Source organism: Imperialibacter sp., assembly GCF_040222815.1.
Classification (GTDB): Bacteria; Bacteroidota; Bacteroidia; order Cytophagales; family Cyclobacteriaceae; genus Imperialibacter.
Window position 1 is genome coordinate 328,460 of sequence record NZ_JAVKCH010000015.1, and the last position, 24,264, is coordinate 352,723.

Here is a 24,264-nt window from a genome sequence, read left to right on the forward strand (position 1 = left end):
AATCATGGAAATTACCAAAATATCTATCAAGAGACCCTCATTAGTAGTGGTGCTGTTTACCGTCCTGATTTTTCTGGGTGCTATCAGCTACTTCTCACTCAACTATGAGCTGATACCTAAATTCAGCCCTCCAATACTAACGGTGAGCACAGTCTATCCGGGTGCTTCTCCTTATGAAGTGGAAAACTCGGTGTCGAAAGAGCTGGAGAACACACTATCTTCTCTGGAAAACATCGATCAGCTACGCACCACCTCCATTGAGGGTGTGTCCATTATTGTGATTCAGTTAAAGGCTGATGCCGATGTCGATCTGGCACTGCAAGAAGCTCAGCGAAAAATCAACACCATTATGGGCAACTTGCCCGAGGATGTACGGGCTCCTGCCCTCAACAAGTTCAGCTTCGATGACCTCCCCATTATGAGAATGGGAGCCACTGCTGATATGGAGGCAACCAAGTTTTACGACGTGGTGGAAAACAGGATACAGCCAGCTCTGGCACGTATTCCAGGTGTAGCTCAAATCAATATCATTGGCGGTGAAGAACGTGAAATCCGGGTGAACATCAATCGTGAGAGACTGAACGCCTACAACCTGTCCATCCTTCAGGTATCTCAGCTGATTCAAAATGCCAACCTTGATTTCCCTACAGGTAAAATAAAAACCAATGAAGACCAGGTGCTTGTTCGCCTGGCTGGAAAATATGAGTCACTCGATCAAATGCGGAATTTGGTTGTGACTGTGGTGGATGGTGCGCCTGTGAGGCTGAAAGACATTGCCGAAGTACAGGATACAAAGAAAGAGGCTACCATGATTACCCGTGTGGACAGGGTTAACTCATTGGGAATTTCCATTCTTAAGCAATCGGATGCCAACGCCGTGGAGGTAAGCCGTCTGGTGAATGCCGAAATCACCAAGCTTCAAAAAATATACGCCGGCGACAATTTGAGATTCAGTATTGCTTCCGACTCTTCAGGATACACCCTGGAGGCGGCCGATTCGGTAATACACGACTTATTTATCGCTATCATTCTCGTGGCAATCGTTATGTTATTGTTTCTTCACTCGCTGCGAAATGCCATCATCGTAATGATAGCAGTGCCGCTATCGCTCATTTCGACATTCATTGCTATCAACTTGCTGGATTATTCATTGAACCTGATGACACTACTGGCGCTTTCGCTGGTGGTAGGTATCCTGGTGGACGACGCTATTGTGGTAATTGAGAATATCTACCGCCACATGGAAATGGGAAAAAGCAGGGCAAGAGCTGCCTTTGATGGTGTAAAGGAAATCGGATTTACTGTAGTGTCGATCACCATGGTAATTGTGGTGGTGTTCTTCCCTATCGCCCTCACTTCAGGACTTATCTCTAACCTGATGAAGCAGTTTTCGATTGTTGTCGTCATCTCCACACTTCTCAGTCTACTGGTTTCATTTACGGTCATCCCTCTTCTTTCTTCCAGGTTTTCAAAACTCGAGCACCTTTCTAATAAAAACCTCTTTGGAAGATTCATCCTTGGTTTCGAAAAAGGAATTGACGGGTTTGCATCCTGGCTCAAGGGAATTCTTGTGTGGGCTCTTGGTCATAAGTTTGTAACCATCGCTGTCACTTTCGTTCTCTTTGTGGCAGCCGTAGCGCTGGTTCCAATGGGTTTCATTGGCGCTGAATTTGTCACACAAGGCGACCGTGGAGAGTTTATCGTTCAGGTGGAAATGCCAAAAGATGCCACGCTGGAACAAACAAACCTTGCCACCAGAAAAATTGAAGATCTTCTGGCAGAAAAGCCCGAAATTACATCGCTGTTCACCACTGTTGGTCAGCAGTCTACGGGCGGCGTGGGAGGTTCCGCACAGGGAACAGCCTATGCTGCCGAAATTACGGTAAAGGTTGTGCCTGAAGACCAAAGAGAGCACTCCAGCAATATCCTGGCGAGCTTGCTTAAAAATGAATTGGAGGCCAAAGTGCCGGAAGCCAAAATCAAGACCACGCCAATTTCTATCATGGGTACAGCCAACCAGGCGCCTATCGACATCATTGTGAAAGGGCCTACCCTTGACAGTGTGATGGTGTATGCCAACAAAGTGTTGGAAGAGGTGAAGAAAGTATCCGGCACCACAGAAATGAAACTGTCGGTGGAAGCAGGTAACCCTGAAATATTTGTGGCGGTTGACCGTGACAAGATGGCGTCACTTGGTTTGTCGCTTGAGATGGTTGGTGCCACGATGCAAACAGCATTTAACGGCAACAACAATGCGAAGTTCCGTCAGGGAGAGTACGACTACGATATCAATATCAAGTTCGACGACTTCGACAGGAAGAGCATTGACGATATAAAAGCGCTTAGTCTCGTCAATAACAAAGGGCAGCTTATCCGGTTGGATCAGTTCGCTGCGGTCAAGGAAAGCACCGGCCCTTCAAGGCTGGAGAGAAAGGACAGAATTACCTCTGTGTCTGTACAGTCGCAGGTAATAGGTCGTCCCTCAGGTACTGTAACTGCTGAGATCAGGGAGAGATTGGCGAAACTCGATCCTCCGACGGAGGTAAGCTATGAGTTCGGTGGGGATGCGCAGAACCAGTCGGAAGCTTTCTCAAGCCTTTTGATCGCCTTTGCATCCTCCATCCTCCTGGTGTATTTAATTCTTGTAGCCCTGTACGATAACTATGTCTATCCTTTCGTGGTGTTGTTCTCCATTCCACTGGCCATGGTTGGTTCGTTGCTGGCCCTTGCCATGACGCAGAACACACTCAGTATTTTTACCATTCTGGGTATCATTATGCTGATAGGTCTCGTGGCGAAAAACGCCATTCTGGTGGTAGACTTTACAAACCACTTGAAAGAGAAGGGCATGAAAACGAAGGATGCCCTGGTCGAAGCTACTCAGGAACGTCTCAGGCCCATTCTTATGACCACTATTGCCATGGTGATTGGTATGCTCCCAATCGCCATCGCCACGGGACCTGGTGCTGCGTGGAAAAACGGCCTGGCGTGGGCCATCATTGGTGGCTTGATCAGCTCTATGTTCCTGACCCTGGTGGTGATACCCGTGGCCTATCAAATTGTTGACAGCGTCCTGGCCAGACTTGGGCTTGACAAAAAAGGACACGACTATGCCAAAGAACTTGACGAAAGCGAAGGCGTGGAAGAGAGACATATCGAAGAATTAATGCACGCATAAGTTTGGTTGGTGGATGGGCGGAGTTAAGGAGTTCATGGCTCCCCTCCGCCCTTATTTCTTGAATACATGGAAGCAAACGACACCAAAGAAAGAATCATCAGCTACCTGCTGGAGAAATTCCTGACAGAGCCTACTCGGCTGGACACCGTCGACGAATGGGCCAGGGATCTGGGTATGTCCAAGAAGACGATCTACAAGTATTTTCCAGCAAAAGAGCATTTGCTTAGCGAGTTATTTTCTACCATGCTGGAGAAGCAAAAGGAGATGTTAACAGCCATAGTAGAGGGCGAAAATTCTTCCCTTCACAAACTGCTACTCTTCATCAATCATTTCAAAATGGTTTTGGAGCGAATCCCCGGCGGGGTAATCCTGCAGATTGAGAAGCACCACCGGGAGGTATACAGCATTTGGGAGACCTACAAGCAGGAGTTCATAGACCAAATTTTCGTCCAGATGATCGAAGGCGGCAAAAAAGACGGCCACATTCTCACAGATTTAAGCCCATTATTCCTTTCCCGTTTCTGGGAAAACAATATCCGAAACCTCATCCTCCAGATGCCCTATGTTTCGGTTATGTCCACCCCGGCTGCATTTGATGAAATCAAAAAAATCTTCCTTCGTGGTATCTCAACTGCCGAAGGCATCGCCGAGCTTGAAAGAATAGGTGCCATAAAATAACCACTCATCCCAAATACGTTGAGGCCGTTGCCAGTCATGGTAACTTTGATATTCACCACGACAAACACGGTTATGAAGCGTATATTTCTACTACTATCTGCTTTTGTATTCACAGGGTTAGCTCAGGCCCAAAACGAGTATTTCTTTCCGGAGCACGGAAATTTTGACTCAAGCATACCAAGCCCGGAGGAGTTTCTCGGCTACCCCATCGGGGAGTGGCATACCCGCCACGACAACATCGTAGCCTACATGGAAAAGTTGGCGGCCGTGTCCGACAGGGCTACTGTTCAAAATATTGGCTACACCTATGAGCACAGGGCTCAGGTGGTGCTTACCATCTCCAGCCCGGCCAATCTTGGCCGCCTTGAAGCCATCCGCACCGAGCACCTCAAGCTCACCGACCCTGCGCAGCCAATGCCCGACATCAGCAAAATTCCGGCCATCATTCACCTGGGCTACAACGTGCATGGCAATGAACCCAGCTCAGCAGAAGCTGCTTTATTAACGGCCTACTACCTTGTAGCTTCCAATGAGCCGGAAGCCGAACAATACCGCCAAAACGGGGTCATATTCATCGAGCCCTCACTGAACCCGGACGGCCGTGACCGCCACGCCAACTGGGCCAATATGCACAAAGGATTTCCACCAGTGGCTGACCCGATCGACAGGGAGCATAACGAAGTATGGCCCGGCGGACGAACCAACCACTACTGGTACGACCTCAATCGTGACTGGCTGCCGCTCGCTCACGTCGAAAGCCAAAACAGAATTAAGTGGCACCAGAAGTGGTACCCCAACATGGTGACCGACTTCCACGAAATGGGCACCAACAGCACCTATTTCTTTGAGCCTACCAAGCCTTATGGCTCAGAAAACCCTGTAGTTGGCCGCAAAAACTACGACGTGCTCAATCCTGTCATGGCCAAATACTTTCACGAATCGCTTGACGGGCTGGGCTCTCTTTACTTTCTGAGAGAACAATACGACAACTCTTACCCTGGCTACGGAGCCACTTATGCCGACATACATGGCGGCCTGGGCGTAACTTTCGAGCAAGCCAGTAGCCGTGGGCACCTACAGCACACCTCTACAAAAGACATCACCTTTGCCTTCACCATTCGGAATCACGTGGCCACCAGCCTGGCGACAGTGAAAGGGGTCGTAAAAGAAAAGGAAACCTTCCAGCGCCACATGAAGGAGTTCTTCGAAGAAAGTGTGAAGCAGGGCGCAGCCGACCCTATCAAAGCCTATGTGTTTGGTGACAACTTTGATAGTGGAAGAACCAATGCCTTTGTTGATCTGCTGCTTCAGCACCACGTGAAGGTGTACGAAAATCCTACAACACAAACACTTTCAGGCCAGCGTTTCGAAAGCGGAAAATCTTATCTCGTGCCCACCAACCAGAAGCAGTACCGCATGGTGCGCTCTGTTTTTGAGAAGGTGAAACAATACGAGGACTCGGTGTTTTACGATGCCTCCACCTGGACGATGATACTGGCTTACGGACTGCCACATGCCGAAATCAAAGCCAAAGCGCCTTCGCTAGGTGCAGAGCTTACGGCCGTCCCGATGCCGACGCCAACTGTAGAAAAGGCTTCATACGCCTACATTCTTGACTGGAGAGAATATGCGGCACCAAAGGCACTTTATCATCTGCTGAAAAACGGCGTTTTTGCCAAAGTAGCTTACCAGCCATTTTCAGCCATAGTGAAGGGGGCAGAAAAGAATTACTCCTATGGCTCCATACTCGTGTCAGTCGCTGATCAGAATGTAGACCCCGAAAAACTCTTTTCACTCGTAAAGGAGGCAAGTGAGCTCTCAGGCTTGTCCTTTGATGCAACCGCCACTGGCTACACCGACAAAGGAGTAGGGCTTGGATCAAGAAGCTTCGAAACCGTTACACTTCCCAAAGCACTGATGGTTATCGGTGAGGGAATATTTCTTTATGAAGCTGGTGAAGTGTGGCATTTACTCGACAGCAAAATCGGTATGCCCATCACAAAAGTGGACAAGGGCGACATAGGACAGGTGAGGCTCTCGGACTACAACACAGTGATTCTGGTGAACGGACGGTACAATGATGTGTCAGATAGTTTCGTTGAAGATTTGAAAGCCTGGATTCGTGGTGGTGGGACACTTATTACCCAAAAAGGGGCTACCCAATGGGCGATCTCCAAAGGACTGGTGAAAGAAAAGCTGGTAGAAAGTAAAGACGAAAAGACGCCAGGGAGAATGGACTATGAAGATGCCCGCAACTACTATGGTGCTCAAAGTATTGGTGGAGTGATTTTCGAAGCTGACATCGATTTAACCAACCCAATTGCCTTTGGGTATACCTCAAAGAAACTGCCGGTATACCGGAACAGCACCATCTTTATGAAACCTAGCGAAAACCCTTTCCGCACGGTGGCACAGTACACTGCCCAGCCCTGGCTGGCGGGTTTTGTCACCCCGTCTAATGTGGAAAAGGTGAAAGATTCTCCGTCGATTCTGCTGGATGGCAGCGGCCGGGGCAGAACTATTTTGTTTACCGACAACTGCAACTTCAGGGGCTACTGGTATGGCACCAACAAGCTTTTTTTGAATGCGTTGTTCTTTGGGAGCACCATTTCGGTACCTTAATACCGACCATGGCTCCGATTTTAACATGTTTTAAAAGGGTAAGCCGAAAAGATTTTCTATATTTTGAATTGAATACAACGGATACATAATATTTAAACTACACATCCTTATCTCATGAATTTGAACCTGAAAGCAAAGCAGCAAAACTCCTACGATGCGATTGTGGTGGGAACCGGAATCAGTGGTGGGTGGGCTGCCAAGGAGCTCACAGAGAAGGGACTCAAGACATTGGTGCTGGAAAGAGGCAGAATGGTGCGCCACGTTGCTGACTATCCAACGATGAACCTGAATCCCTGGGAGCTTGAAAATGGTGATAGAATCACCGCCGAAGAAGAGAAAGATTACCAAAAGCAAAACCGAACGGGCTACACAGTAAAAAATTCTACCAAGCATTGGTGGCTCAAGGACACAGACCAGCCCTACTCAGAGGTAAAAAGATTTGACTGGATCAGAGGCTACCATGTGGGAGGCCGCTCGATCATGTGGGGTCGTCAGAGCTACCGCCTTGGGGAATTCGACTTTGAGGCCAACGCCAAGGATGGTATAGCAGTTGACTGGCCTATCAGGTACGCCGACATAGCACCGTGGTACGACTACGCCGAGCAGTACATCGGGGTAAACGGTATAGCGGACAATTGGATAGGGCTCCCGGATGGGAAATACCTCCCACCTATGGAGATGAACTGTATCGAAAAGCATGTGAAGCAGGGCATTGAATCCAACTTCAGTGACAGAATCATGACCATGGGCCGCTCGGCCAATATCACGCAGGATCACAACGGTCGCCACAAGTGCATGTACCGTAACCTTTGTATCAGAGGATGTCCTTTTGGTGGCTATTTCAGCAGTAATGCCTCCACCCTTCCAGCTGCCGAAGCAACCGGCAATATGGAACTGCGCCCCAACTCCATCGTTCACTCGGTGATTTACGATGAAGCAAAAGGCAAGGCTACTGGCGTGAGGGTGATTGACGCAGAAACGCTTGAGACAGTTGAGTATTTTGCCAATATTATTTTCCTCAATGCCTCCACCATTAATACCACGTCTATCATGCTCAACTCCATTTCGGATCGATTCCCTAATGGACTTGGCAATGACAGCGGCGAGCTTGGGCACAACCTGATGGATCACCATTTCCGTGTGGGCGCCAGGGCTGATTATGACGGCTTTGAAGAGGAATACTACGTGGGCAGAAGGCCTAACGGCATCTATATTCCACGCTTCAGAAACATCGGAAGCGACAAGCAGGACTACATCAGGGGCTATGGCTATCAGGGTGGTGGCAGCCGTGATGGCTGGGGCCGTGGCGTTGCGGAAATGGAAGTAGGGCCTCAACTCAAAGAAGCGATGATGACTCCTGGCAAGTGGGGTATGGGTCTCACTGGCTTTGGTGAAATGCTTCCTTACCATGAAAACAAAATGGTAATGAACAACGACCTGAAAGACAAATGGGGCATGCCCACGGTCACTTTTGATTGCGAGATCAAAGAAAACGAGTTGAAAATGCGGGTGGATATGAAAGAACAGGCTGTTGCAATGCTTGAAGCGGCAGGACTGAAAAACGTGACGCCTTACGACGACGCTGGTGGGCCTGGACTGGGAATCCACGAAATGGGTACCGCCAGAATGGGCCGTGATCCGAAAACTTCAGTGCTGAACAAATGGAATCAGGTACATGCCTGCACAAATGTGTTTGTAACTGATGGCTCGGCCATGACTTCAGCTTCCTGTGTGAATCCGTCGCTTACCTACATGGCACTGACTGCCAGAGCGGCTGATTATGCAGTGAAGGAAATGAAAAAGCAAAACCTGTAAACAGAACAACCATGAACAGAAGAGAACTAATAAAAAAGACGGCCCTTTTCATGGGAGCATCTGTTTCAGCTCCTGCGATAATGGGTATTTTGAATGGATGTACTGCGGAACCCAGCCTTTACTGGACACCGAAGTATGTTACCAAAGAGCAAGCCATGGAACTGGAGGCGATTGCAGATGCCATCATTCCAGCTACGGATACGCCAGGCGCCAAAGATGCGGGAGTGCCTGCTTTCATAGAGAAAATGGTGCATGAAGTATACAAGCCTGCCGACGTGAAAAAATTCATGGATGGCCTGGCTGCTTTCAGCAAGAAGGTGGAAGACAAGGAAGGTGACCCTTTCAGTCAATTGGATGCCGCCAAGCAATTGGAAGTCATCAAAGCTGAGAACTCTGCCGCACTGAGCGGTGCGGGTGGTGGTGAAAGGCCGTGGTTCTTGTCGATGAAAGAGCTTACATTGCTTGGGTTCTTTACTTCAGAGATTGGTGCCACGCAGGTGCTCCGTTATGAGGCCATTCCCGGCAGGTACGAAGGATGTATTCCATTCTCTGAGGTTGGCAAAACCTGGGCGACTTAGGAATGTTGGATTGCTGATTTGAGATCTATGATTTGGATATGGAAAGCTCGGTGACCAACCGGGCTTTCTGCATTTTTGCTGGCCGCCTATTACAAACAAAAGGCATGTGTTGAGTTGACAATTGTCATTCAATTGCTCAGATCTCCTCGTTAGGTTTGATTCTAAATCGCAGGCAATGAAAAAGGTATACCTCTTGATAGTAGTTTTGATTCTTGGGCTGACCGGATGTGCCACCAGGGTAAGCACGTCGTTCGACAGGCAGGCCGATTTTAGCAAGTACAAAAGTTTTTGCTGGCTGCAAGGATGCGAGTTCACCTTCACCGGCCCAAGGTACATGAACGACAGCGCTGTTGTTAGCAACCTTAAGAACGCCATTATCAAAGAAATGGAAGAAAAGGGCTTCATCTACGACGCCGAAAACCCCGACCTCCTGCTCGATTTTCATGTGACCGTGGAAAACAGACAAACCAATGTGTACAGGTTTGAGGAAGACAGGTTTCTGCAACTCGACCCGGTTGATCAGTCAGACGTCTACTACTTTCTGGAAGGCACACTCATCATGGACATTGCCGACAGGGAAACAGGCCAAATGATTTGGCGCTCCAGCGCTAACCGCTATCTGGAACTAAATCCTCAAATGACCGAGAAGAACCTTCGAAAAGGAATTGGAATGGTGTTGAGAAAGTTTCCTCCGAAAGAGAAGAAATGATATTCCTGCCGTGCCTCACTCCTTCGGCCTGCTTCAGAGAATCACACGGGAAAGCACCCAACCATCCTTATTATACACATCGGGGTAATAAACTATTTGACCGTCTTCTGCCCAGGCAGTGAAATACCTGACATAAATGGGAATAGGCTGAATGACGCTTATCTCTGTGCGTTTCTTAAGCTTAAAATATTGCTCCAGCAATAAAGGGTTGCTGTATACTGTGTCGTTCCTTACGAGATAATAGGCAAACTCTTCTGCCTTTTCCATGCGAATGCAACCGTGACTCAGCGCTCGTTCCTTTCTTGAAAAAAGCTTTGGGGCATTTGTATCGTGCAGGTAAACACCGTAAGGGTTATCGAACCGAAACTTAACAATCCCCAGTGCATTCTCCCGCCCTTCCTTCTGCCGGAGATAGTAGGGAAAATTATTTTCATCATACTGAGACCAGTCAATGGCCTTCGTATCCACCAGATTGTTTTTGTAGTCTAGCACTTCGTAGAGATGTCGGCTGAGGTAGCCGCTGTCTGTCTTCATCTTAGGCAGAATCTCTTTCACGGCAATGCTCTTTGGTACCGTCCAGTAGGGGTAAATTGTGAAGCACCAGATGCTGCTTTCCAGCACTGGCGTGGGAGTACTTTTAGCACCTACTATCACCTTCGACTGGAGTACAGCCTCGCCTCCTTCTATCACTGACAGCTGATAGGCGGGAATGTTTATGAACACATACCTTTCTGGCAGCGGCCCTGTCTCCCAGCGCCACCTTTCTATGTTGACATTTAACTTCGAAATCTGGTTTTGAGTGCTGACAAGATCAGCCTTTGGATCCAACTGCTCCCTCAAAATACTCTTTAGCTTCTTCCTTAAGGCCAGGTATTGTTCTCCACAAGGCTCTTGCGACTCAAGCGACTTCCTTACCTCACCCGTTCTCAGCGCCTCGTTCAAAAGCTCTGCATAAGCAACATCCATTTCACGGGTGCTGATAACCAGCCGGGAAACGCCATGCCCTAAATGCCTGGCCATGGAGACAAATGCGTCGGTCAGGAGAATATCCAGTCTGTCGGGCGTTGTAAACTGGAAAGCCAGTAGGTCGTTGCGCAACACCTCCAACTCAGCCAGCTTATAGGCTTCGGGTGGCAGGCCATATACCCCGGCATCCCTCACCATCTGCAGCATCGAATCAGCGGCTGGCAGCAAATTGCTGTCGCTGAACCAGGCCAGCGAAGCACCGTTGCTTTTGTAGAACGCCATAACGGACGATGTCGAATTCAGGCCATATTCTTTGAGCAAGGTGGTATCAACTGTCGTGGCAGCCACTCCAATTTCCAGGGAATCGTCCGGGCCACCTAACACATGGCCCGCTGTTGGTTTGCAACTGTTGAGCACTACCATAACAGCCGCCACTAAAATGGTGATAAACGCTGCACTGCGGTATGTGACCCTTTTGCTCATTTCCCTTCGATTACCGCCCGAAATCCCACTACTCACTTCAGCTGAGACTCCTTCACTTCAAACAGGTGCTCCAGCCTGTCCAAATACTCATGCTCAGCCTTGCTTATTCCTCTGAAAGAGACTGCAATATCAGTCGCCGTGGTTAGTATCTTGGCTTTCAATTTTTCGCTGAAAACAGCCTTGTGTATTTCGTAATACTCCTTAAATGTATTGAAAGCCTCCTCAGCAGTTGTGAAACTGTCAGTCAGGTAATCAAAGGAAATATAGATATAATAAGCGGCATCGGTGCCGAATTCATCTGTTGAATGCTCCAAAGGCACCCACTCTTTGTTTACAAGCTCTTTCAGTTTTTCAACCTCTTTGTGTTTTAGGTGGTTGTCGGCCATAGCGATGGCAAAAAACAGGTTGCCCAGTTGTTCGTAAATCTTTTGATAATTGGTAGTCATGGTTGTAAGTGTTTAGTTCCTATTCTTGTCCTTCAGGTCATCGCTTATTGTTGATGACCTGATCACATATAAAACTACCGTTTTGATGGTGGATATCGGATGATTGAGATCAGTCGCAAAAGGTGATTATGGTCAACCAATTATCTTGCAAGGCATTTGACAAGTCTGGGGAAAAGGGACAATATCCATACATGTCCTGCGTTTGAACTATATTTAAAATATGAAATTTCTCATCAAAATATTCTTCATTCTTCTAATCGCTTCCTCTTGCGACAAAAGCAGTAAATATTCGGAAGGCCATTTTCCTGATGACGTGGTCAACTTTGAGGCGGTAAACTCCAGTGAGGATGACTACAACATGGATCTTCCGGTAATTCACGATGAACACATGTTTCATTTCTCATCAAACAGGGGAGATGTAAATCATTACGACATTGTTGGTAAGAACCTCATTTTGCAATGGGACTATGCTGCGGAACATTTAACAATTGATGTAAATAAGGCCCGGGGCACTTCGTTACCGATGCGCTCCCTCTTCGACTCTGTCAACACATTCTGCAATGAACTGGGGCCATACTCATTTACTTACGAAACCCAGGCGAACAGCAACATCCAGCTGACCTATTTGTTCCTGTATGCCAATGATTGTGCCGGCAATTTTGATATCAAATTTACGTATATCGATCCCACTGAAAATAATCAGATACCAGCAGCATCGCCCACCAGCATCGCCATGGTTAACACGGAAGCCAATGAGCTTTATCCATCATTCTTTGGTGAAGATTTTACTTGGGAGTCCAGGTATATCACTAGTCCTGGCTCAGTGCAAAAGTTGGTCTATTGCTCTGACAAAGATGGTGTCTATGATTTCTATCAAATCGACCTGACTATCGACGACCCCGTTGCGTCACTATCAGCTGCTGAGGCTACAGCACCTGAGAAACTCTCTATCAGCAGCGCTGGAGGGAACGATAAATGTGCCTTCATTAATGGCAAAGTAATGGTCTTCACCTCTGACTGACCCGGTGGCTATGGAGGCTTTGACCTGTACTACAGTCTTTACGACGGAAATACCTGGTCCGAGCCAGTCAATTTCGGCGAGCGCATCAATACGGAATTTGATGAATACAGGCCTGTGATTCTGACCTACGATACGGGCTTTGACAATAATCTTCTATTGTTCTCGTCGAACAGACCCGGAGGCAAAGGTGGTTTTGATTTGTACTATGTGGGGGTGGAGAAGGTGATAAATTAGCCTCCATCAATTAGGCTCTTTATCGGCACCTTTCAGCCGATCCGTGTCCCAGTTCGCCGGATTATTGATAATATATTGGGCTATGCGGTCGTAAGATTTTTGATCCCGTATGATATGTTCCCAATAATTCCGCTGCCATAATTTACCATTAAATTCAGGCCACCCGGCATTTTTCACACCACGGATATATTCGTTGGTTGTCATGGTTTTGAACCATTGTATAACCCGATATAGGGGCGAACCCTTGTGTTCGCCCAACAACTTCGGTGTCGAATTATTGGGTGAAAACGACACGTCCGCTGCGTTATTTGGACCGACACACAGGTCGGCCCCTACGGGATTGCCGTTGTTGATTATAATGGCATGAAAATGATTGGGCATCACCTGCCAAACATCACATTTTATATCCGGAAATTTGTTAGGTAATTCCTGTACCCATTTATCAACCATGATCCCGGCGTCATTCAAAATCATGCTTTGGTCAATCACCTCCCCAAAAAAACAATGCCTACCCTTGTTGCAAATTGTGACAAAATATGCCCCTTGTTGCGAATAATCATATCCCTTCAATCGGATCGATCGGCGATGGTGTTTTTGAGGATCGTAAACCATGGGTCTTAACCGGCAGCTACAACAATGCCTTTTGCTTCGGCAAATTCCCGAATTGCCTCCTTTACCTTTATTGAGATTTTGGGGCTCGTTTTATAGTCAATGGCTCTATTGCTTTCTGCCAACCGAAATGTCATGCCATATGAATGGAGGTCAATAGCCCTGACATCATGCCATTTAATACTCACATTGGCTTGAAAAAAGCCCAGTCGAAACTCAATGTGATCATTATTTAGCTTCACTTTTGGTGCAAACCTGGATGACTTGGACATCATGGAAAATCCAAAAAAGAGAAAAAGACACCCTCCTAAGATTTGAGCAAAAGCCAACAGCGTTGTAAACAAAGAAAAAGGGCTCTCCCTCGCAAAAGAGAAAGCCCCCTGGGCAATAAACATAAAGCCGAGAGCGAAATTTAATAACCTCTGGGCTTTCAAGGAAAAGTTACCATTGCCTGGCCCAAGAAGAAAAGTCTTTTCCATCAACCCGGCCATTTGTTACACATCACAGATATCAATCGACTGCCTCAGTGAAGCAAACATGTCCTCTCTTTTAGGAATGAACTCCTGCGCTACATAGCCTTTGAAGCCTGTTTCGATAATGGCCTTCATGATGGCGGGGTAGTAAAGCTCCTGGGTTTCGTCAATCTCATTACGGCCTGGTACGCCTCCTGTGTGGTAGTGCGAAATGTATGGGTGAAATTCCTTGATCGTGGCAATTACGTCACCTTCCATGATCTGCATGTGGTAGATGTCGTACAGCAGCTTGAAGTTGGGTGAGCCCAGCTTGTCTACCAGTTTCACACCCCATGGTGTCAGGTCGCACATGTAGTCGGGGTGGTTGCGCTTGCTGTTGAGCAGCTCCATGCTGATGGTCACGCCATATTTTTCGGCCACCTTCATCACAGGCTCAAGCCCTTTGGCGCAGTTTTCCAGGCCTACCATGTCGTCCATGCCGTTGCGATTGCCAGAGAAGGTAATCACATTGGTGAAGCCAGCATCGGCTGCTTTTGGTATAGAAGCTGTAAACTGCTTCAAAAGCTCAGCGTGCAAGCTTGGGTCGTTGAATCCTTTGTTGAGCCCAATATTGGAGCCGTAAGCCATGGCGCAATGCAAGTTATACTTTTTGAGCGTAGGCCAGTCTTTTTCCCCCAGCAGCTCCACCGATTTGATGCCGATATCGACAGCAGCCTCACAAAGCTCCTCAATCGTTTTCTTGCCATAGCACCACTGGCAAACCGAGTGGTTGATATTGCCTTTCCGTGTTGCTTTGCCAGTGGACGGAGCCGCCTGGCTTATGATAGATGGTGCCATCGCCACTCCCAGGGAGGAGACGGCCATCTTTTTTAATGCTTCTTTTCTCGAAATGTTCATAGTAAATATATTTTAAGTAGGCTATTTCTGGTTAAAGGTTATTTCCTGTATTTGTCGCCAGGTCACTGGCTGAATGCCCTCACTCTTGAGCACTTCTTTAAATTCATCACTTAGCACATAATTGAGGTCTCTTTGCCGCCATGCAGCGCCAAAGTCGGGGTGATTGACTGTCACTGCCTGCATCTCGTCGTCGTCATAAGCCAGATGCACCAGCAACACATTAAGTCCAGGTTGCAACTCTTTCATCCAACCTGTGTAGGTACTGCCCCACTGGTCGGCGGCCACACCCTCCCCCATCATATATAGACGGTTAACTGGCACAAAAACCTCATCTATCGCCTCAAAAAGTGGTGGTGCTGCCTCCAACAACCCAGCGGGGATCATCACAGGGATGCCAAACTCCCTCCCTACCTTCTGGTATATTTTGAAAAGGTCAGGGGTTTGAAACAAGCTCCCCATATGGGAATCGAGATGCGTGGGGTTCAGGCCGGCATTGATGGCCATTTGCACCTGCGCCCTTATTTCCTTCTCCACCTCTTCTGGTTTGGCATTCTGTGCCACTTCCTCCGAAGTAGGATAGAAGAATCCGTCGGCTCCGATAAGACTCGGAATTTGTGACGGCATTGAAACTCCATCCCATTTATAGTTTTCCCATTCGGCTGTCAATGTAAGATGAAGGCCAAGGTCTTTGTCGGGGTGTTCTTTTCCGTATTTCGCAATCTCAGGAAACCATGGGCAGGGCACCATGATGCTGGCGGAGCTGACGCCGCTTTTTTCAAATGCTTCGATAGAGGCCGCATTTTCTGAATGTGCTACTCCCAGGTCGTCGGCATGGATAATCAGCAGCTTGGTATCAGCAGGGTAGCCCAGTTTTTCAGCTATGTTTGGGGGCTGACAGCTAATAGTAGCGGTCAATGCCAATGCCGAAGAATAGATCAATACCTTTTTTGAAATCATGAGAGCGGGTGTAGTAATCAACTATCAAATTATCACCTATTCCCCTATTTCAAAAGCTTTATTCCTTTTTATCCACAGGCTCCATCAAAACCCGTGTGGTTGGCAGATAGTGTGGGTAGTTGTCTTTAATAAAGGTGATAAGCATTTCCCGCACGTTGCAGCGCAGATCAAAGGCATCTGATGAATTGCGGGCAGAAATCAGGGCTCGCACCAGCATGGTGGACTCTGTGGTGTCGGTGACCTGAACAACTTGTGTCTCTTTGTCCCAGAGAGGATCCGTTTTCAGGTATTTTACCAACTGCTTACGTAGCGGCTCAAGGGGAAGTCGGAAATCGGTATAAATAAATACCGTACCAATCAGGCTGGCCTCTGTTCGGGTCCAATTTTGAAAGGGTTGCTCCACAAAATAAGTGATAGGCACCACCAGCCTTCGCAAGTCCCATATCTTCACCACCACATAAGTGAGATTAATTTCCTCAATCCTACCCCACTCCTTTTCCACTATCACCACATCGTCTATTTTGATGGGTTGGGTAAAGGCAATTTGCAGCCCTGCAAGCAGATTGGAAATAGTCTTTTGCGCAGCTAAGCCTACAATGATAGAGAGAATGCCGGCTGATGTAATAAGTCCAGCTCCAAATTTTCTACCCTGCTCAAAACTTAGCAAAATGGCAGATAAAGCGATGATGCATAACCCAACAATCACCAGCTTTTTCATAAACGTAAGCTGGGTAATGACCTTCCTTTCCTGGATATTGTCATCTTTGCCAATATCATACTGGCTGAGTATGATATCCTGAAAAACTTTGGTTAATCTGATAAGAAACCAGGTACCCGAAATAATAAGCAGTATCTGAAACAACTGTCGCCAGTTGTGGAAGGTGTCTTCAGGATCGTAGAAAGTGAAAGTCAGGAAAATTACCAATATAGGTACCAAAGTGAGGCTGGCGGTCTTTACCTTTCTGAGCGACCTTATGAAGTCAGTTTGATCACCTCCCCTCAACCCCAATTTTATGCTTAGAACGATAATAAACCTCAGGATCAGCCCACCAACAATTCCACTTAGAATGATTAGTAATGGCAAAGGAATTTTATTGAGAAAATCCGTCATAGTTTACTTATGTCTGGATAAAACCTGCCGCCGGCAATCAGCTTTCCTTTCTTAGGGCCGGTGAATAAATAAGTCCACGCAGTGAATAATTTGCCATCCAGTCTTACTTGTACCTGCCCTCTGACATATTCTTCGCCTACTAACAACACTGGGTCGACCCCCTCATATTCATCAAGGGTGGCCCAAAAAGTTACTCCGGACGATTCTTTGATTTTGTACAATTCACCAAACGCCAGCGCTTCAGGTGACAGCACCAGGCCCGGGTACCAGGAAACATGGTAAAGGTACCCACTACAGCTGGCCTCTCCCAGCAGGTCAGCATTTTTCCTGAGAAAAACTGCATAGGGCCCTTCGAAACCCGACATGAGTGTGCCGTAAACAAAGATCAAATCACTTTTCTTCATTTGTTCCGCTTTGCTGAATGGCATTCTTCTCGTACACCTCCTCCTGCCATTGCTTGATTTTGTCTTTGTTGCTCCGGGCACCAATACTGCTGATAACACCACTTAAAAACGCCTTTGACCAATAATTGATAATACTCCTTGAAGTATCCCGTTCGAAGAAAATCCCGCCCTGGCGGGTAGAAAAAAGAGTAGGGTTGTTAGAGGAAACGATAAATGCGTTGGCAAAAAAACTTTCAAAGGCCTTCCCGGTTCCCTGTTTTTCCTCTTTTCTATTTAGCACGTTTATCTTTAAATCGTTGTAAAGAAAATCCATGTTGCCAACGGCCACAGACGTATCGGCCTCAAAGTTGAAATAGGCTTCGTTGAGTTTGCCGTCCCTCACCTGAACAAAAGTTATTGGGACAAGAAAAGAGTTTGCTTTTTGAAGATCCGTTGGGCCGACAGTGCCGGTCACATAATGGGTACCAGCTTTGCTGGTCAAATCAAACACAAAGTCGGCCTTCAGTAGTCCGGCATCCATCATGAGCGCTTGCGCATGTAAATTGGCGTAAGAGTTACGGGCAATGGCCTCAGGCTTATTGGTGATGTTTGTTCCCCGTGCGCTGAGCTCCGAAATCATCAACTCGCCTGGCTCGGTGCCATCCTCGGCAAACTCCAGGTAGAGCAAGGCGCTATTTGTGAGCAAAAGCGAGTCGATTTGCAATGGCATTTTCATTTCCAAAAGCTGAAGCTGTGGCAAGCTTCTTACCTGGTCAGCAGGAAATGGCATGCGTTTGTCCTTAAACATGCGAACATAAAAATTGCTTAATTCGACCTTGCGAGCGACAATTTCATCACCCTGAAGCAACCCAAAAAGATTGGGATCATATAATGCTATCTGTCGCCCCTTCGCTTGTACCCAGGGAGTTTGATGCCCTACCACATGCGCATGCTCGTACATGCCGTAGAAAGGCAACACAGTCGGCCCTTCAATGACCACCTGTGGCGCCTGAGAGTTAATAGAAAGTCTGTCAATTTGAACTCTGTAGAGGCTGTCGGGCAAGCGAAAAGCGATATTGTCCAACGACACCTTATAAGCTTCGCTAAACAGCAAACGATCTTCTTTCATCTTCTGATTCTCATTCATCAGGAAACCCCTGAGCTGTATCTCAAATGAAGGAATCTCCCACGAACGGTTCTTTGCTGCATTCTGATAGCTTAGCTTGTCGCCGTCGACGTTGATATATCTCACTTCCAAATTACCAAGTGCGGCATTTCCGTTTGCTGGCTTAATCTTGCCACTTTTTGGAGCTGCGTTATTTCTATCATCTATGGCTAAAAAATCTAACCTGGCCTGTATCGAATCTGCGGAAAAATTGCCGGTAAGCAGCAGTTCCTTTAAATCCAGCCCGGAAATATCGAGCTGCGGAGCAAAAGCCATAGCAATAAACTTACCTTCCCTGTCAGTCGCCAGACGAAAGTCCAGTAGAGAAATCTTCCGGTCGGCCGTGCTTAGCAACAATCTGTTCAAGGTAAAAGTATCGAACCCGTCCAGCCAGGAAAAATCCTGCTGGTTTGTCTCCATAGATATATCCCGGGCAAAGCCTATGGGCGAACTGGCAACGGTAGACTGTTTGTCGAAATAAATGTCGCCCAGGTCAAAGTTGATATTGCTAATCCTTTTTGAAATGGTGTCCTGTCGGGTTGTGAGCAAGCGCAGCGGAAAGTGTATCTCATTTCCTTTCACATAGTCATAGCCACCAAGTATCCGGGTTTTTACTTTATTGATTGCGGCTTCAATTCCTTTTCCCTCAGACGACCCTGCTGCGACCGTCCATTCGATGCTCGCTCCGCCGAAAGTCGCCTGATTCCATTTAATATGATCACCCTTTATAACTGCCAGTATATCTATTCCGCTGATGTCAATACCCGGTGTAACAAGCCTTGCAAGCCCCTTTCCTGGTGGCAGTGTATAGTTAAAATTGAGGGTGGAAAAAGTTGAGTCACTAAGTGACGCTTTAATCTCTTTCACATCCATGTTCACCTTGCCCGGCAAAGCAATTTTGAGTCCGGCAATACTTGTGTTTGCATCGTTTATATGCCAATTCGTAGTCCGGCCGATTTGGTACCCAACACCGGTCATTTCAATTGAGTAATCGGCAAGTTGCAGCGAAGAAGTGTCTCTCAGGTTCACAAAAAGATTGCCTCTGTATATGTCCAGTTTCTTTACTTCCACTTTCCCCAGAGAGGCCTTTTTCAGGCCTTTCCGCCTCTTATATGAGTTGATCCTGATGTCGGGGTTTATCAACATCACGCTGTCAGCCAGCCATTCACCCTCTATCAAAAATTCTTTCAGGTAAAAACCGGTCATTTTCATCTGTCTGATTTTACCCTCAGCTGACCAGCCTGATGGAGTATAGGGCGTTACCACCACATTCTCAACAATGTAATTACCCTTGATCGGATTAAAACTGAAATCACCTATCTCCAGGATATGGGAATCGTCAGGGAAAAGCAAGCGAGACTGCCCCACCTTCACAACCAGGTCATTGGCATGAAAAAATTTGGTAGAGTCGAGCTGGGTAAGGCTATCAACCCGGAAAGAGCTTGCAAACACCTCGATTTCCGGTGAACTGAACCGCTGTTTTTCTCTATCGTAGAAATAAACTTCACTTTTGTCTACCTGAAGTTTGGCCACCGACAGACTCGAGAAGATATGGCTGATATAGGGGTAAAAGTTAGCTATTTCACGGAAGCCAACTTTCTTCTTTGGGTCATTGAGCCTTTTTAGAAAAAACTCAGAGCTACTCACCTCCAGTTTCCCGACCACCAATTCTTTGTTTTCCCAGCCGTTCCAAAGCTCCACCTGACTAAGCTCAAAAGAAGGCACATAAAATCGTTTTTGCATATCCGCCTTCTCAGCAAACCACCTCTGACTCAATCCCGGTATTGGTGCAATCACCAGGCTGTCGCCACGAATAATGGAATCGAGTGTTGAAAACCGGAATTTCTTAATAAACAACCGGTGAATGCTGTCTGGCAGAAAGTAAGCGTACTCATCAACTGTAAAATCAATGTGCTCAAAAACCTTGTTGTCCCGGCTAAAAATAACGGTGCTGGTGTCTATTCTAAACTTTCTGAGCCCCACACTGGCATTTTGAACGGTGAAGCGATCCTGGTTCTTTCCTCCATAGAACTTAAGATCCAACAGGGCCCTGTCGAGGTCAAAGTTTTGAACTTCAATAACATCGAAAAGAGAGGTGAGAAGCTCTACAATAGAAGTACTCTCCTGATTTTCTCCCCGCTTTCTGGTGACCCTGGTTACCTCGTTAATATTGATGGCAGGCTGTTCAAAAAATATTTCTCCTATTTGAAGGATATTGTCGTTGTAGGCCTGAATAAAATCGACGTTTGTTAGCCTAAACTTAGGAATGAAAACCTCGTAGCTATTTACGCTGTCGGGCACTGGCAGCTTTTCCACCCTTGGCTTAAGCTTTAGGTTGGTGAATACAATGTCGGAAGTCTCGGTTGACAGGGAGAGGTCGTCGAACTCTACCACATGGATGCTGTCTGCCAACTTCACGCTCTGCTTACTTATTTGCAACAAAAGCTTTTCGGTATTCAAAAACCTGTCTTCCTTCTTCACCGACTGCCCTATCTCGAAGTTATCAACTGACGCATTGACCGGGCCTACCAGGTAGGTCTGTTGAACATCATTCAGATCTTTGATATAAGTGAAATAGCCCTCAGTGATTTTGAAGTCTGTAATCTCAAAATGATTAAGGTAATCCGTTATCAGCTGATAAAAATCTCCCGCTTCCAATGACAGCGTGACAGATTTCTCCTCCTTTGGGTTTTTATACCATTTGATATCGGGCTGAAGAATATCTATTGCCGTTACCTGAAGATTGCGGTTAAGGTATAGGTTGTACAAACTCTTAATTCGCAACGTGAGAAGCGGTATGTGGGTGATATACATGTTCTCCCGGCTATCTTCCCCCGAATGGAATCGATTTTGTGAAACCGAGTCTACATTCAGGCGAAAGTTGCTGAAATTGATTTGGCGCCGGAAAAGATCAATTTCAATTTTATCGAAGCTTACATCATAAAAACCATTACTCTCCTCCTCCACTACCTGCGCAATGATCGTTCCGGCCAGCTTCACAGCCATTTCCCTAAGGGTGCCAATAGATAAAAAGTACAGAGCTACTGCTGACAATGTGGTAATGACAGTAATCTTCAGCAGATAACTTGAAAGCCGTGTCTGTTTTCGGGGTGGGCGGGGAAGCTTCATAAATTACACCATAGCCATCAGGTTTTTTGTAAATACTTACTAATACTGAAATTTGCTAATCATTCAGTACAAAGAGAAGTGGTGTTGTCTGCTTAGCCACAATAAAATTAGTAATTTCGCAGTCTATAGTAATTGAGATCAGCTAAAATATATCGGTATCGACTATTTATGAAAATGCACAAACCCTTCTTGCTGGTACTGACAGTGCTGATAAGTTTTTCGTTGCATGCCGATAAAAACAAAAAAGCTGCCAAGGCACTAGCCAAGGGCGATGTAGACAAAGCCAGGGAAATAGTGATTGAATCGCTACAGAACGACATCGTTAATCCAGGGGGCAATTATCTCTACTCACTTATCTACACGATTGACTCACTTCCCGATTACAGTATTGACAGCGCCCAAAAATATATACTTGCAGCAAGAGTCGACTGGCCATTGCTTACTGAAAAAGAGCAGGGAAAAAGTATCAAGAATGGGTTTTACCCGTCTCTTTTTGAAGTACAAAAGGAGCGAATAGACAGCCTGGCGTTTCTAAGAGCTGTCGAACAGGGCGATGTTGCGGCCTACGAAGACTTCATGGCGCAATTTGCTGATGCCGACAAGGTGCCCCTTGCCAGAACAAAAAGAGATAGTGTCGCTTTTAGCAATGCCTCCGAAGTCAATACATGGCAGGCCTACCAGCGGTTTTACGAAACCTACCCCGAGGCTGAGCAGGTGGCTGAAGCCCAGGAACGGTATAAAGTGCTTATTTTCAACGACCTTACGAAAGATAGAAAGCTTAGCAGCTTCAAAGATTTTCTCAGAAACTTTCCCGCTACCCCTTTTAGAAAGGAGGCTGAAGAGCAAATATTCGAAATCATGACTGCGGCCAATGAGCCCGAGTCGTACCTTAGGTTCATGGCAGAGTACCCCAACTCGCACATGAAAAAACGGGCTTTCGATTTCCTTTTTACCATTGACCAGGCAGCCTATAACTTTCAATACTACTCACGTTATACCCCCACCAGAGCCATTCAGGATTCGCTTGACAACCTGCGAAAGCTTGAAAACATGTATCTGGTGCCATTTTACGAAAATGAGAAATATGGTTTTTTGAAGCCAAACGGTGCCGTGCTGTTTGAGCCTACCTTTTCATCGATAAATAGCGGTTACCTATGCGGCGACATTGTAAGTGAGTTTTTGCTGGTGGATGGTAAGATTATTAACCGTCAGGGAGCTGTAATTACGGAGGGGGAGTTTGATGTTGTTGAGAGTATCGGCGGTGGGTTGATCAAGGCGGGATCGGAAGGAAAGATGGGAGTCTGGCACAAATCCGGCTACCAGATTCTTGCCCGCCAATATGACGACATTGCGCTGCTCGACAACAGGTTGCTGCTCATCACAAAAGGAGAAAAAGCTGGCCTGGCTACCTACAATGGCCGGATACTTATCACGCCGCAATATGATGATATCACTGTAGAAGGTCAATTTTGGATTTTTATAAAAGATGACCTGTTGGCCTTCACCAACATTAAAAAAATTGCTGCCGTTGCCAATCAGGAAGAGCTAAAGCTTTCTTTCGTCTACGAGGAATTGGAAAAGTTGCCAAACGGAGACATGATTGGCTACAATGGTGATTCAGAATGCATCATTGACAAAAACCAGGAAGTTGTTATTCCTATGGGTGTTCAAAATATCTATCCCATGGGAGACAACTGGCTCGTGAAGCAGCCTTTTGGCTACCGTATTTTCTATGCTGACACTCGAAAATACTCTGACAATCTTTTTCCGGAAGTTGAATTCAATTCCCAGTGGCTGGCATGGAAAAGCGACACCGCATGGGCACTCGTTAACAAGCAAAGCGCCAGAGGCATTATTTTCCGACTCGACTCTGCAAAACTGATCAACGAAGACGTTGCTCTCTCCTTCAAGGACCTAAAAGGCACTGCACACTTTAATAACGGCTCCAGGATCGATTTCACTAAAGGCGACAAGGTGTATGTGCTTGGCGACCCCTACCGAAAGGACAATTATGACAGCAAAAGTCAGTTTTTGGTGATAGAAAATAGTAAACTGAAAAAGGTTTACAGCATGCAGGGGAAGCTTATGTTTGACTTAAAGCAAGGCTCGCTTCGTTACCTTTCTCCAAATTATCTGGTTGTTGAAAACAGAGGGAAGCAAGGCATTGTGGATACCACGGGCAGGCAAACCCTGGCCATCAAATACGACGGAATTGGGCAAGCTGATGCAGAAGGGCTGGTGACCGTGCTGCTCGATGGCAAATTTGGCAGCTATCACCTGGCCACCGGTGCGCTGGCAGCCCCTAAATACGAAACACGGGCAAGGTATTTTAATGACCAATTGCTCACTACCACCTTCAAGGGTGCAACAGGCCTAACCAACTTTGAGGGAAAAACCGTGCTCCCCTTTGAGTATGAGAAGGTGCAGGTTTGGAACGACACACTGGTGATGGCTCAGAAAGAGGGCTTATGGAGCATCACTTCCCTGGATGGAAAAAAAACGTACTATATGCCTTTCATCAACTTTCAGGTGGTGAGAGATGACAAGGAAGAAAGAATCCTAAAGATATATACTAACGATGGATATGGGGTTTTGAGCAGCAAAAATGGCGTTGTACTCGCTCCTACTTACAACGACCTTGTTAACCTTGGAAGCGACACCCTCCCGCTTTATTTCGCCGAAAAGCATGTGCGGGAAGCCGAATTTTATGTGGTAGTATACGCCGATGCCAAAGGCAACCCCATCAAATCGCAAGCCTTTCGGGGTGAGGAGTATGACAAAATTTTCTGCCAGTAATTGCTGTTGCTAAC

The 24,264-nt window shown here is 46.8% G+C and carries 17 protein-coding genes; 8 read left to right on the forward strand and 9 right to left on the reverse strand.

All coding sequences use genetic code 11. From position 1 onward, the window contains the following. The first annotated feature begins 4 nt into the window (after positions 1 to 4). The 6 genes from RIF36_RS05890 (at position 5) to RIF36_RS05915 (ending at position 9,580) form a co-directional block, all read left to right on the forward strand. Complete coding sequence (locus RIF36_RS05890) at positions 5 to 3,178, forward strand: efflux RND transporter permease subunit (protein ID WP_350126240.1); 3,174 nt, start codon at positions 5 to 7, stop codon at positions 3,176 to 3,178. 66 nt (positions 3,179 to 3,244) lie between these two features. Next, complete coding sequence (locus RIF36_RS05895) at positions 3,245 to 3,856, forward strand: TetR/AcrR family transcriptional regulator (RefSeq protein ID WP_350126243.1); 612 nt, start codon at positions 3,245 to 3,247, stop codon at positions 3,854 to 3,856. Positions 3,857 to 3,928: 72 nt separating this feature from the next. Then, positions 3,929 to 6,478 (forward strand): M14 family zinc carboxypeptidase, encoded by a 2,550-nt coding sequence (locus tag RIF36_RS05900; RefSeq protein WP_350126246.1) that lies wholly within the window; start codon positions 3,929 to 3,931, stop codon positions 6,476 to 6,478. Positions 6,479 to 6,592: 114 nt separating this feature from the next. Continuing rightward, the gene (locus tag RIF36_RS05905) at positions 6,593 to 8,293 is read left to right on the forward strand and encodes a GMC oxidoreductase (protein ID WP_350126249.1); all 1,701 of its coding nucleotides are present in this window, start codon (positions 6,593 to 6,595) and stop codon (positions 8,291 to 8,293) included. Positions 8,294 to 8,304: 11 nt separating this feature from the next. Then, a complete protein-coding gene (locus RIF36_RS05910) occupies positions 8,305 to 8,871 on the forward strand; it encodes a gluconate 2-dehydrogenase subunit 3 family protein (RefSeq protein WP_350126252.1) in 567 nt (188 codons plus the stop codon). Positions 8,872 to 9,046: 175 nt separating this feature from the next. After that, a complete protein-coding gene (locus RIF36_RS05915; RefSeq protein WP_350126255.1) occupies positions 9,047 to 9,580 on the forward strand; it encodes a DUF4136 domain-containing protein in 534 nt (177 codons plus the stop codon). A 33-nt stretch (positions 9,581 to 9,613) separates the two neighbouring features. Here the strand turns inward: RIF36_RS05915 and RIF36_RS05920 are convergent, their stop codons facing one another. Both RIF36_RS05920 and RIF36_RS05925 read right to left on the reverse strand, forming a co-directional pair. Then, entirely contained in the window at positions 9,614 to 11,029 is a 1,416-nt protein-coding gene (locus RIF36_RS05920) for a L,D-transpeptidase family protein (protein WP_350126258.1), read from the reverse strand. A gap of 32 nt (positions 11,030 to 11,061) precedes the next feature. Further along, complete coding sequence (locus RIF36_RS05925) at positions 11,062 to 11,475, reverse strand: hypothetical protein (RefSeq protein ID WP_350078395.1); 414 nt, start codon at positions 11,473 to 11,475, stop codon at positions 11,062 to 11,064. A 220-nt stretch (positions 11,476 to 11,695) separates the two neighbouring features. Between RIF36_RS05925 and RIF36_RS05930 the strand changes: the two genes are divergently transcribed. Then, positions 11,696 to 12,496, forward strand: a complete 801-nt coding sequence (locus RIF36_RS05930) for a hypothetical protein (RefSeq protein ID WP_350126261.1) — start codon at positions 11,696 to 11,698, stop codon at positions 12,494 to 12,496. A gap of 240 nt (positions 12,497 to 12,736) precedes the next feature. On the opposite strand, the gene RIF36_RS05935 is transcribed toward RIF36_RS05930, so the two are convergent. Genes RIF36_RS05935 through RIF36_RS05965 form a run of 7 tightly spaced genes read right to left on the reverse strand, consistent with a single transcriptional unit; the run spans position 12,737 to position 21,454 of the window. After that, positions 12,737 to 13,342: a transposase gene (locus RIF36_RS05935; protein WP_350126264.1), complete on the reverse strand. Its 606-nt coding sequence runs from the start codon at positions 13,340 to 13,342 to the stop codon at positions 12,737 to 12,739. Between the two features lie 5 nt (positions 13,343 to 13,347). Further along, entirely contained in the window at positions 13,348 to 13,818 is a 471-nt protein-coding gene (locus RIF36_RS05940; RefSeq protein ID WP_350126267.1) for a hypothetical protein, read from the reverse strand. Between the two features lie 15 nt (positions 13,819 to 13,833). Continuing rightward, the gene (locus RIF36_RS05945; protein ID WP_350126270.1) at positions 13,834 to 14,709 is read right to left on the reverse strand and encodes a hydroxypyruvate isomerase family protein; all 876 of its coding nucleotides are present in this window, start codon (positions 14,707 to 14,709) and stop codon (positions 13,834 to 13,836) included. Between the two features lie 21 nt (positions 14,710 to 14,730). After that, positions 14,731 to 15,666 carry a polysaccharide deacetylase family protein gene (locus RIF36_RS05950; RefSeq protein WP_350088892.1) on the reverse strand — a complete coding sequence of 312 codons (936 nt, stop codon included), beginning with the start codon at positions 15,664 to 15,666 and terminating at the stop codon, positions 14,731 to 14,733. Positions 15,667 to 15,724: 58 nt separating this feature from the next. Continuing rightward, on the reverse strand, positions 15,725 to 16,777 hold the full coding sequence (locus RIF36_RS05955; protein WP_350126273.1) for a mechanosensitive ion channel family protein: 1,053 nt from the start codon (positions 16,775 to 16,777) through the stop codon (positions 15,725 to 15,727). Then, positions 16,774 to 17,181, reverse strand: coding sequence for a gamma-glutamylcyclotransferase family protein (locus tag RIF36_RS05960; protein WP_350126276.1), 408 nt, complete (start codon positions 17,179 to 17,181; stop codon positions 16,774 to 16,776). Before RIF36_RS05960 ends, RIF36_RS05955 begins: the two co-directional genes overlap by 4 nt. Next, on the reverse strand, positions 17,168 to 21,454 hold the full coding sequence (locus tag RIF36_RS05965; protein ID WP_350126279.1) for a hypothetical protein: 4,287 nt from the start codon (positions 21,452 to 21,454) through the stop codon (positions 17,168 to 17,170). Before RIF36_RS05965 ends, RIF36_RS05960 begins: the two co-directional genes overlap by 14 nt. A 174-nt stretch (positions 21,455 to 21,628) precedes the next feature. On the opposite strand from RIF36_RS05965, the gene RIF36_RS05970 reads away from it, so the two are divergent. Beyond that, positions 21,629 to 24,250, forward strand: coding sequence for a WG repeat-containing protein (locus RIF36_RS05970; RefSeq protein ID WP_350126282.1), 2,622 nt, complete (start codon positions 21,629 to 21,631; stop codon positions 24,248 to 24,250). The last annotated feature ends 14 nt before the right edge of the window (positions 24,251 to 24,264 follow it).

Coding starts and splice junctions, on each gene's coding strand:
- RIF36_RS05965 (WP_350126279.1), bottom strand. CDS start 21,454: ATGAAGCTTCCCCGCCCACCCCGAAAACAGACACGGCTTTCAAGTTAT.
- RIF36_RS05895 (WP_350126243.1), top strand. CDS start 3,245: ATGGAAGCAAACGACACCAAAGAAAGAATCATCAGCTACCTGCTGGAG.
- RIF36_RS05905 (WP_350126249.1), top strand. CDS start 6,593: ATGAATTTGAACCTGAAAGCAAAGCAGCAAAACTCCTACGATGCGATT.
- RIF36_RS05925 (WP_350078395.1), bottom strand. CDS start 11,475: ATGACTACCAATTATCAAAAGATTTACGAACAACTGGGCAACCTGTTT.
- RIF36_RS05945 (WP_350126270.1), bottom strand. CDS start 14,709: ATGAACATTTCGAGAAAAGAAGCATTAAAAAAGATGGCCGTCTCCTCC.
- RIF36_RS05920 (WP_350126258.1), bottom strand. CDS start 11,029: ATGAGCAAAAGGGTCACATACCGCAGTGCAGCGTTTATCACCATTTTA.
- RIF36_RS05955 (WP_350126273.1), bottom strand. CDS start 16,777: ATGACGGATTTTCTCAATAAAATTCCTTTGCCATTACTAATCATTCTA.
- RIF36_RS05910 (WP_350126252.1), top strand. CDS start 8,305: ATGAACAGAAGAGAACTAATAAAAAAGACGGCCCTTTTCATGGGAGCA.
- RIF36_RS05940 (WP_350126267.1), bottom strand. CDS start 13,818: ATGGAAAAGACTTTTCTTCTTGGGCCAGGCAATGGTAACTTTTCCTTG.
- RIF36_RS05970 (WP_350126282.1), top strand. CDS start 21,629: ATGCACAAACCCTTCTTGCTGGTACTGACAGTGCTGATAAGTTTTTCG.
- RIF36_RS05890 (WP_350126240.1), top strand. CDS start 5: ATGGAAATTACCAAAATATCTATCAAGAGACCCTCATTAGTAGTGGTG.
- RIF36_RS05900 (WP_350126246.1), top strand. CDS start 3,929: ATGAAGCGTATATTTCTACTACTATCTGCTTTTGTATTCACAGGGTTA.
- RIF36_RS05915 (WP_350126255.1), top strand. CDS start 9,047: ATGAAAAAGGTATACCTCTTGATAGTAGTTTTGATTCTTGGGCTGACC.
- RIF36_RS05960 (WP_350126276.1), bottom strand. CDS start 17,181: ATGAAGAAAAGTGATTTGATCTTTGTTTACGGCACACTCATGTCGGGT.
- RIF36_RS05950 (WP_350088892.1), bottom strand. CDS start 15,666: ATGATTTCAAAAAAGGTATTGATCTATTCTTCGGCATTGGCATTGACC.
- RIF36_RS05930 (WP_350126261.1), top strand. CDS start 11,696: ATGAAATTTCTCATCAAAATATTCTTCATTCTTCTAATCGCTTCCTCT.
- RIF36_RS05935 (WP_350126264.1), bottom strand. CDS start 13,342: ATGGTTTACGATCCTCAAAAACACCATCGCCGATCGATCCGATTGAAG.